The sequence below is a fragment of the Variovorax sp. AC103 genome, assembly GCF_979254005.1.
Map to the genome: position 1 here is coordinate 1 of NZ_CEEDFC010000047.1, position 9008 is coordinate 9008.

At 70.7% G+C, this 9008-nt stretch carries 7 protein-coding genes; all 7 read left to right on the forward strand.

Annotated features, from left to right (window positions below):
* Positions 1–166 precede the first annotated feature (166 nt).
* Positions 167–2155, forward strand: coding sequence for a caspase family protein (locus tag AC0IYU_RS34485; protein WP_472126809.1), 1989 nt, complete (start codon positions 167–169; stop codon positions 2153–2155).
* Positions 2156–2206: 51 nt separating this feature from the next.
* Positions 2207–2764 carry a type VI secretion system tube protein Hcp gene (locus AC0IYU_RS34490; RefSeq protein ID WP_472126812.1) on the forward strand — a complete coding sequence of 186 codons (558 nt, stop codon included), beginning with the start codon at positions 2207–2209 and terminating at the stop codon, positions 2762–2764.
* Between the two features lie 32 nt (positions 2765–2796).
* A complete protein-coding gene (locus AC0IYU_RS34495; RefSeq protein WP_472126815.1) occupies positions 2797–3633 on the forward strand; it encodes a type VI secretion system accessory protein TagJ in 837 nt (278 codons plus the stop codon).
* On the forward strand, positions 3626–4138 hold the full coding sequence (tssE, locus tag AC0IYU_RS34500; RefSeq protein WP_472126818.1) for a type VI secretion system baseplate subunit TssE: 513 nt from the start codon (positions 3626–3628) through the stop codon (positions 4136–4138). Before AC0IYU_RS34495 ends, tssE begins: the two co-directional genes overlap by 8 nt.
* A 111-nt stretch (positions 4139–4249) precedes the next feature.
* The gene (gene tssF, locus AC0IYU_RS34505; RefSeq protein ID WP_472126821.1) at positions 4250–6142 is read left to right on the forward strand and encodes a type VI secretion system baseplate subunit TssF; all 1893 of its coding nucleotides are present in this window, start codon (positions 4250–4252) and stop codon (positions 6140–6142) included.
* A complete protein-coding gene (gene tssG, locus AC0IYU_RS34510) occupies positions 6139–7257 on the forward strand; it encodes a type VI secretion system baseplate subunit TssG (RefSeq protein ID WP_472126824.1) in 1119 nt (372 codons plus the stop codon). Before tssF ends, tssG begins: the two co-directional genes overlap by 4 nt.
* Before the next feature lie 72 nt (positions 7258–7329).
* A partial coding sequence (locus AC0IYU_RS34515; RefSeq protein WP_472126826.1) for an AAA family ATPase occupies positions 7330–9008 on the forward strand: 1679 nt, incomplete at its 3' end.

Consider the following 9008-nt stretch of genomic DNA (forward strand, 5'->3'; position numbering starts at 1 on the left):
CAGCCCCCATCCCAGCCTTCCCCCCGAGGGGGAAGGAGCCATGCCTTTCTCCCTCCCCTTCCGGGGGAGGGCAGGGGTGGGGGCCAGCGGCGTATCCATCGAGCGCTCTGCCTGCCCCCATCCCAGCCTTCCCCCGGAGGGGGAAGGAGCAAGGCAGCAGCGCTTCTTGCAGGCGCTGCTCGTGCTGTGGCTGCTCGCCTGCGGCAGCCTCGCCTTCGCCACGCCGCGCGCGTTGCTCGTCGGCGTCTCCGAACTCGTCAACCAGCCGCAGGCCCTGTGGCTGCAGGCACCGCGCAACGACGTGATGCTGATGCGCGACGCGCTGCTCAGGCAAGGCTTCGCCGCCCCCGACATCACCGTGCTGGCCGACGGCGTCGGCGGCGCCGCGTTGCCCGAATCGCAAGCCATCCACGAAGCCCTCGCGCGCCTGCTGGCCCAGTCGAAAAGCGGCGACTTCGTGCTGCTGTATTTCTCCGGCCACGGCACCCGCCTGCGCGACACCGCCAAGCGCTACCAGGAGCCCGACGGCCTGTCCGAGAACTTCCTGGCGCGCGACGTGCGCGGCACGCTCGGCGCCGACACGGCGCTCACCGGCGACCTGCGCGATGTGGACTTCGACGCGTGGATCCAGTCCTTCCTTGCGAAGAACGTGTTCATCGCCTCCGTGTTCGACACCTGCTCCGCCAATTCCATGACGCGCGGCGCGGCCGATGTGCCCGCCACCGCCGAGGGCCCGCCCGACGACGAGGTGCGCTGGCGCGGGCTGCGCGCGACGCAGCTCGTGGGCGGCGATGCACCCGCGCGCGCAACGCCGGTGCCCCTGCCCGCCGACGCCGTTCCCCGCGCCCGCTACGTCGCCTTCTTCGCCTCCGAGAGCCACCAGATCACGCCCGAGCTGCGCCTGCCCCGCAAGGCGCGCAATGCCCGTCCGCAGGGCCTGCTGACCTGGGCCGTGGTCGAGGCACTGTCGCGCAGGCCCGCCACCTGGCGCGACCTGTTCGACGGCGTGCTCGCGCTGTATCCGCCGGTCATCGACGAACTGGCGCAGCGCTTTCCCACGCGCGAGCTGCCGTCGCCCGTGGCCGAAGGCAACCTCGACGCGCCGCTGTTCGCCAACAGCGCCGCGCCCGCGTCCACGCGCCCGGTGTGGCGCGCGCAACGCAGCGGCGACAGCCTGTCGGTCAAGGCCGGCCTGCTCGACGGCCTGGCGCAGCAGCAGGAGGTGCGCGTGATCGCCACGCTCGACGACGGCGCGGTGCGCAGCGCCGCGGCCACCGTCGCGCAGATCAAGCCGGGCGCTGCGTGGCTTGCGCTGCCCGCGGCATTGAAGGAGGTGCCGGGCAGCGCCTTCTGGAGCGTCACGCCCTTGGGCGAACCCGCCGCCACCGCCTTGCGGGTGCGCGCCGACAGGCCCTTGCCCGCCGGTCTGAGCCTGGACTACCCGGCCGCGATCCGCGCGGCCGACGAGGCATCGGGCGCCGACGTGCGCTGGACCGACCTCGGCGCCGCGGGCCATCGCATCGAACTGCTTGCGCCGATGTTCGGCACCGCGGTGTCCAGCGTGGTCGTGCCCGACACCGCCGCGCTGCGCCGCCGCCTGCAGGCCCTGGCGCAGCTCAAGTGGCTTGGCCAACTGCAGGCCTACGGCAGCGGCGGCCAGCTCGACGGCTTCGACGCCGCGCTCGAAATCTGGAACGCCAGCAACCTGCTGCGCAGCGTGAGCGTCGCGCAGGCCGCCAGCGTGCTGCCTTCGCTGCGCACGGGCGAGCGCATGCGCCTGAGCGTGCGCAACACCAGCGGCCGCTCGCTCGACCTCGTCATCGCCGGCATCGACGCGCGCGGCACGCTGCAGTCGGTGTACCCCGACGCGCTCGGCGAAACCAACCGCTTCAAGCGCGGCACGCCCGAGCAGCCGGCGGTCCAGCGTTTCGAGCTGCCCTGGCTCGACGCGGCGGGCGACGCGCGCCTGCTGGTCATGGCCGTGCCCGTCACGCCCTACAGCGCGCCGCGCCTGTTCGGCGTGGGCTTCACGCAGGCCGATGTGTCGCAGGTGCGCGTGCGGGGCGGGCAGCCGCCGCCCGAGCGCGGCGAGCGCGAGGTCTTTGCCGCGCTGCTGCGGCGCGGCGGCCCCTTGGACGGCGGGGCGCGGCCATGAGGCCCGCACGCCCGAGCCCGGTTCAGTCTTTTCCCGAACAACGGAGGTGATATGGCATTGATCGACGACGGCTCCTGGAGCCCTGAAGATGCGCGGCAGTTCTACGAGCTGGTGGGCGCCGGCTCGGCCGACACAGACCTGGTCATGATGATCGAGAGCAAGGGCGCGCCGGTCGAAGGCGAGCTCGAGCGCTCGTTCGAGGACGGCAAGGCGCGCCTGAGCATCGGCGGCTACTACTGGTCGGTGCAGGTGCCCGAGTCCTCCGCGCAGAACCAGGTGGTGCCCAACAACCTGATCGTGGCGCGGCGCAGCGACGCGGCCACCGCCACCCTCGCGAGCCTGCTGCGCGCGCAGGAGAAAGACCTGAAGGTGGTCATCAGCGCCTTCAAGTCGGGCGGCGACCAGCGCGCGCCCGACGCGCAGTCGACCTTCGAGATGGTGCTGGAGAACGCGCGCATCTGCCGCCTGGTGCTCAACTCCGGCGGCAACTGGGGCGTGCCCTCGGAGCTGATCTCCATCAGCTACCGCACGGTGAAGATCAAGTCGGCCCCGCAGAAGGCGACCGGCGCGCGCGGCGCGGTGCGCGAATGCCAGTTCACCCGCGCCTGAACACGTCGCGCACACCGCAAGGAACACACGCCATGACGACCGCCGCCGAATTCCTCAAGGCCGCCGACCCGGTGGCCGCCCTCCAGGCCCTGAGCGACGATGTGCGCGCCAGGCCGGCCGACAGCAAGCACCGCGTCTTCATGGCGCAGCTGCTGTGCGTGCTCGGGCAATGGGAGCGCGCGCTCAACCAGCTCACCGTCGCGGCCGAACTCGACGCGCTGGCCGTGCCCATGAAGCAGGTGTACGGCGAAGCCGTGCGCTGCGAAGGCCTGCGCGCCGAGGTGTTCGCCGGCACGCGCACGCCGATGATCTTCGGCCAGCCCGACGAGTGGCTGGCGCTGCTCATCGAGTCGCTGCTGCGCGAGGGCCGCGGCGAAAGCGCACTGGCCGAAGACCTGCGCCAGCGCGCCTTCGACGGCGCGCCCGCCATCGCCGGAACCATCGACGGCACGCCCTTCGAATGGCTCGCCGATGCGGACATGCGCCTCGGTCCGGTGCTCGAGGCCTTCGTCAACGGCAAGTACTACTGGATTCCCTATGCGCGGCTCGCGCACATCAAGATCGAGCCGCCCGAAGACCTGCGCGACTGCGTGTGGATGCCCGCGCACCTGCAGTTCGAGAACGGCGGCGAAACCCTGGCGCTGATTCCCACGCGCTACGAAGGCACCGAGAAAAGCGAGGACGGCGAGCTGCGGCTGGCACGCAAGACCGAGTGGCGCGAGCTGCGCCCCGAGGTGTGGGCCGGCCGCGGCCAGCGCGTGCTCGGCAGCGACGCGGGCGAGTACGCGCTGATGGACGTGCGCGAGATCCTCTTCACGCCGGCCGCCGCGGGCGGGGCCGAGGGCGCCGAGGGCGTTGTCGATGGCTGAGCTCACCGCGCAGGAGCGCCTGCAGCCCTCGCTGCTCGACCGCCTCGTCGACCACGCGCCCACCGAGCAACGTGAGGGCGACGACAAGCGCACGCTGACCCGGCAGGCGCTGCGGCAGGCCGTGCTGCGCGACCTGGGCTGGCTCTTCAATGCCACGGGCTACGGCCTTGCGATGGACGACAAGCAGTACCCGAACGTGGCGCGCTCGGTCCTGAACTACGGATTGCCTATGCTGTCTGGCCAGTTCACCTCGTCGGTGCAGCGTGTCAGCATGGAACAGGCTTTGAAGAACGCAATCCTGCAGTTCGAGCCGCGCATTTTGTCCCGCACCCTCGAAGTGGAACTCGTCATGGAAGGCGCCGCACTGGACTCCCACAACAGCATCGGCCTGCAGATCCGCGGCATGCTGTGGGCGCAGCCCGTGCCGCTCGAGTTCCTGATGCGAAGCCGAGTCGATCTTGAAGAAGGCCGCATAGAGATCGTGGACATGGCGCAGAAACTATGAGCCCCCCGGCTTTTCACTGCGCTGCGCTTCGTGTAATTCGCCACCCCCCGAGGGGGAGGCGCGGCTCGCCTTGGGGCGGCCCGGCGGCGGCCGCCTTCCCGGAGCAATGACATGGACCCTCGGCTGCTGAGCCTGTACGAGCAGGAACTGCGCTACTTCCGCGAAAGCTCCGCCGAGTTCGCGCGCGCGTTCCCGAAGATCGCGCACCGCCTGGGCATCGAGGGCCAGGAAGTGGCCGACCCGTATGTGGAGCGGCTCATCGAGGCCACCGCGTTCCTGTCGGCGCGCGTGAACCTGAAGCTGGACGCCGAGTACCCGCGCTTCACGGGCCACCTGCTGGACATCGTCTATCCGCACTTCCTCGCGCCCACGCCGGCGATGGTGGTCGCGTCGTTCGTGGCCGACCCCGACGATGCCAACCTCGCGACCGGTCCCACGCTGCCGCGCGGCAGCGGCCTGCGCGCGCGGCAGGCGGTGGGGCAGAACACGCACTGCGAGTTCCGCACCGCGAGCGCGCTGCGCATCTGGCCCATCGAGATCCAGCGCGCGCAGTACTTCACCTACGCGCCCGACCTGCCGCTGAACACGCACCCGCAGTCGCGCGCCATTCGCGGCGGCCTGCGCATTGCGCTGCGCGCCACGGCGGGCCTGAACTTCAGCCAGATCGCGCTCGACGACCTGGTGTTGCACTTCAGCGGCGCCGAAGACGTGGCCTGGCAGCTGCACGAATGCGCGCTGGGCCAGCCCGTCGGCGTGCTGGTGCGGCCGCTCGCGCCCGGCGGCGCATTGCAAGGCACCGCGCGGAGCCTGCCGGCCAGCGCCATCGGCGCGGTCGGCTTCGAGGAAGACGAGGCCCTGCTGCCCGCGACCGCCACCGGCTTCTCGGGCTTTCGGCTGCTGCAGGAGTACTTCGCCTTTCCGCAGCGCTTCCAGTTCGTGCGCATCGGCGGCCTGAAGGCGCTGCTCGCGGCCATGCCGGTGACCGAGGTCGAACTCGTGCTGCTGTTCTCGCGCGGCGACGCGGCACTCGAAAAGCTGGTGAGCGCCGACAACGTGCAGCTGCACTGCGTGCCGGCCATCAACCTGTTCACCAAGCGGCTCGACCGCGTGCCCCTGACCGAGGGCGTGAGCCAGTTCCACCTGGTGCCCGACCGCACGCGCCCGCAGGACTTCGAGGTGCACACCGTCACCGAGGTCATCGGCCACGGCGCGCCCGGCGCCGACGCCACCGCGGCGGAGCAGGCGTTCCGGCCCTTCTATTCGGCCTTCCACGGCAGCCGCACCAGCCACCCGGCCTACTTCACCACCACGCGCGAGCCGCGCATGCTGTCGGTCCGCCAGCGCACCGAGGGCCATCGCAGCAGCCATATCGGCTCCGAGGTCTACATGCAGATCGTCGATCCGCAGCAGGCGCCGTATGCGGCCACGCTGCGCCAGCTGGCGGTGAGCGCGCTGTGCACCAACCGCGACCTGCCGCTGTTGATGCCGCTGGGCCGCGAGAACGACTTCGACTGCGTCGACTCCTTCCCCGTGCAGCGCGTGCGCATGGTGCGCGGGCCGTCGCGGCCGGTGTCGCCGGTGGTGAGCCAGGGCCTCGGATGGCGCGTGGTCGACCACCTGGCGCTCAACTACCTGTCGCTGTCCGACAGCACGCCCGAGCAGGGCGCCGCCGCGCTGCGCGAGACGCTGATGCTCTACGCAGTGCATGCGGACGAGATGCGCCAGGGCCAGGTGCGCGGCCTGCTGTCGGTGAAGAGCAGGCCGGTGGCGCGACGGCTGCCGCTGAAAGGGCCGATCGCCTTCGGCCGCGGGCTCGAAGTGACGCTCGAGGTCGACAAGGACGCCTTCCACGGCCACAGCGCGTTCCTGTTCGGCGCCGTGCTCGCGCGCTTTCTGTCGCGCCATGTCGAGGTGAACCATTTCGTCGAGACCGTGCTGCGCGTGGCGGGCCGGGGCGAGACCATGCGCTGGAGGCCGTTGTGCGGGACGCGGCAGATTCTGTGAGCGCCGCCCGGCCGCCCGAAGGCGCTCGCCCCCTCGCCCGCGAGGGGGGAGGCGACGTCCGCGAAGCGGCGAGCCCGGGTGAGTCGGTACGCACGCGGGTCGACGCGGCGCTGCGCGCGTGGTCGGCCGAGCCGTGGGCCTGCGACTATTTCGCGGTGATGCGCCGGCTGGAGTCGGTGGCCGGCACCACGCCGCGCTGGGGCCGCGCGCTGCTGCCCGGCGCCGAGCCGGTGCGCGTGGGGCAGGAGCCGTCGCTGTCGTTCGCGCCCGCGAGCTTCAGCCGCTTCGAGCTCGCCACCGCGCATTCGCCGCCGCGCCTGCGCCAGCAGTTCTTCGGCTACATCGGCCCCAACGGTCCGCTGCCGGTGCACCTGAGCGACTTCATCCGCGAGCGCAGCCTGAACCACGGCGACCCGACCTGGCTGGCCTTTCTGGACAGCTTCTCGCACCGCTTCTCGCTGCACTTCTACCGTGCCTGGGCGCAGTCGCGCCCGGCCGTGGCGCTGGACCGGCCGGGCGAAGACCGCTTTCGCCTGCAGGTGGGCGCGCTGGTGGGCATCGGCACGCCGGGGCGTACGCAGCGCGACGAGATCCATGACGACGCGCGCCTGCATTTTTCAGGCTGGCTCGCGCGCCGCGTGCACAACGTGGAGAGCGTGGAGCGTGTGCTGTGCAGCTACTTTGGCGTGCCCGTGACGCTGGAGCGCTGGGTCGGCCACTGGATGCGCCTGCCCACCGAGGAGTTCACGCGGCTCGGCCAGGGCGAGAGCTCGCGCTCGATGGGCATGGGCGCGATGCTGGGCACGCGCGCATGGGACCGCCAGCACCGCGTGCGGCTGCACCTGGGCCCGCTCACGATCGCGCAGTACCGCATGTTCCTGCCGACAGGCGATGCGCGGCCCGTGCTGCAGCGCTGGATGCAGCAGCTGCTGGGCGACGAGCTCGAATGGGACGCCGAGCTCGCGCTCGAAAAGGCCCAGGTGCCGCCCACGCGCCTGGGCAGTGCCAAGGGCAATGCACCGCGCCTGGGCTGGGTCTCGTGGCTCGGCGAGCGGGCGCGCAGCCGCGATGCGGCCGACGTGCGCATCGGCAGTCAACCGGTGGGCGCGCGTTGATGCGGCCCGGCCTTTCGGTACGTCTTTCAAACCACCCAGCTTCATTCGTCCAGAAGAGATACGGAGTCCTCCATGAGTGAAATCAGCCGCACCGCCCTGTTCGGAAAACTCAACTCGCTGGCCTACAAGGCCATCGAAGGCGCCACGGTGTTCTGCAAGATGCGGGGCAATCCCTACGTGGAGCTGGAGCACTGGTTCGCCCAGCTGCTGCAGGCGCAGGACTCCGACCTGCACCGAGTGATCCAGCACTACGGCCTGGACGTGTCGGTCGTCGCGAAAGACCTGACCGCCGCGCTCGACCGCCTGCCGCGCGGCGCCACCGCCATCAGCGACTTCTCGCCGCACATCGAGAACGCCATCGAGCGAGCCTGGACCTACGCCACCCTGCAGTTCGGCGAGGCGCAGGTGCGCACCGGCTACATCCTGGTGGGCATGCTGAAGACGCAGAGCCTGCGCAACCCGCTGTTCAACCTGTCGAAGCAGTTCGAGAAGGTCAAGGCCGAAGACCTGGCCGACAACTTCGCCAGGATCTGCGATGCGTCGCCTGAATCGCAGATGCGCGCGCAGGACGGCACCGGCTTGGGGCAAGGCGCCCCCGGCGAAGACTCGGGCGCGATGGCGCCGGCCGCCATGGGCAAGGGCGACGCGCTGAAGAAATTTGCTGTCGACCTCACGGAAAAAGCCAAGAAGGGAGAGATGGACCCGGTGACCGGGCGCGACGAAGAGATCCGCCAGATCGTCGACATCCTCATGCGCCGCCGCCAGAACAACCCGCTGCTGACGGGCGAGGCCGGTGTCGGCAAGACGGCGGTGGTGGAGGGCTTTGCGCAGCGCCTGGCGCGCGGCGACGTGCCGCCGCAGCTGAAGGACGTGAAGCTGCTCACGCTGGACATCGGCCTGCTGCAGGCCGGCGCGAGCATGAAGGGCGAGTTCGAGCAGCGCCTGCGCCAGGTGATCGACGAGGTGCAGAGCTCGCCCACGCCCATCATCCTTTTCATCGACGAGATCCACACGCTGGTGGGCGCGGGCGGCGCGGCCGGCACCGGCGACGCGGCCAACCTGCTGAAGCCCGCGCTCGCACGCGGCAACCTGCGCACCATCGGCGCGACGACGTGGGCCGAGTACAAGAAGTACATCGAGAAAGACCCGGCGCTCACCCGCCGCTTCCAGGTGGTGCAGGTGCCCGAGCCCGACGAGGTGAAGGCGATATTGATGCTGCGCGGCGTGGCCAGCGTGCTGGAGAAGCACCACCGCGTGCAACTGCTCGACGAAGCCATCGAGGCCGCGGTGAAGCTCAGCCACCGATACATTCCCGCGCGGCAGTTGCCCGACAAGGCAGTGAGCCTGCTGGACACGGCCTGCGCGCGCGTGGCCGTGAGCCAGCACGCCACGCCGCCCGAGGTGGAGGACTGCATGCGCCGCATCGAGGGGCTCACGGTGGAGCAGGAAATCATCGGCCGCGAGGAGGCCATCGGCATCGACGTGACCAAGCGTGCGGCCCAGGTGAGCGCGCTGCTGGCGGAATCGAAGGTGCAGCTCGATGCGCTGAATGTGCGGTGGAAGGAAGAGAAGGGGCTGGTGGATCGGCTGCTTGAACTGCGTGCCAAGCTGCGGGCGGGGAACAAGCCGGTGGATGCTTCTTCACTCCCTCCCCCCCCGGGGGAGGGCGGGGGTGGGGGCTCGACAGCCTTGACATCATCGTCGGCCATTGATGCGCCGCGGGGGGGGGGGGGGGGGGGGGGGGGGGGGGG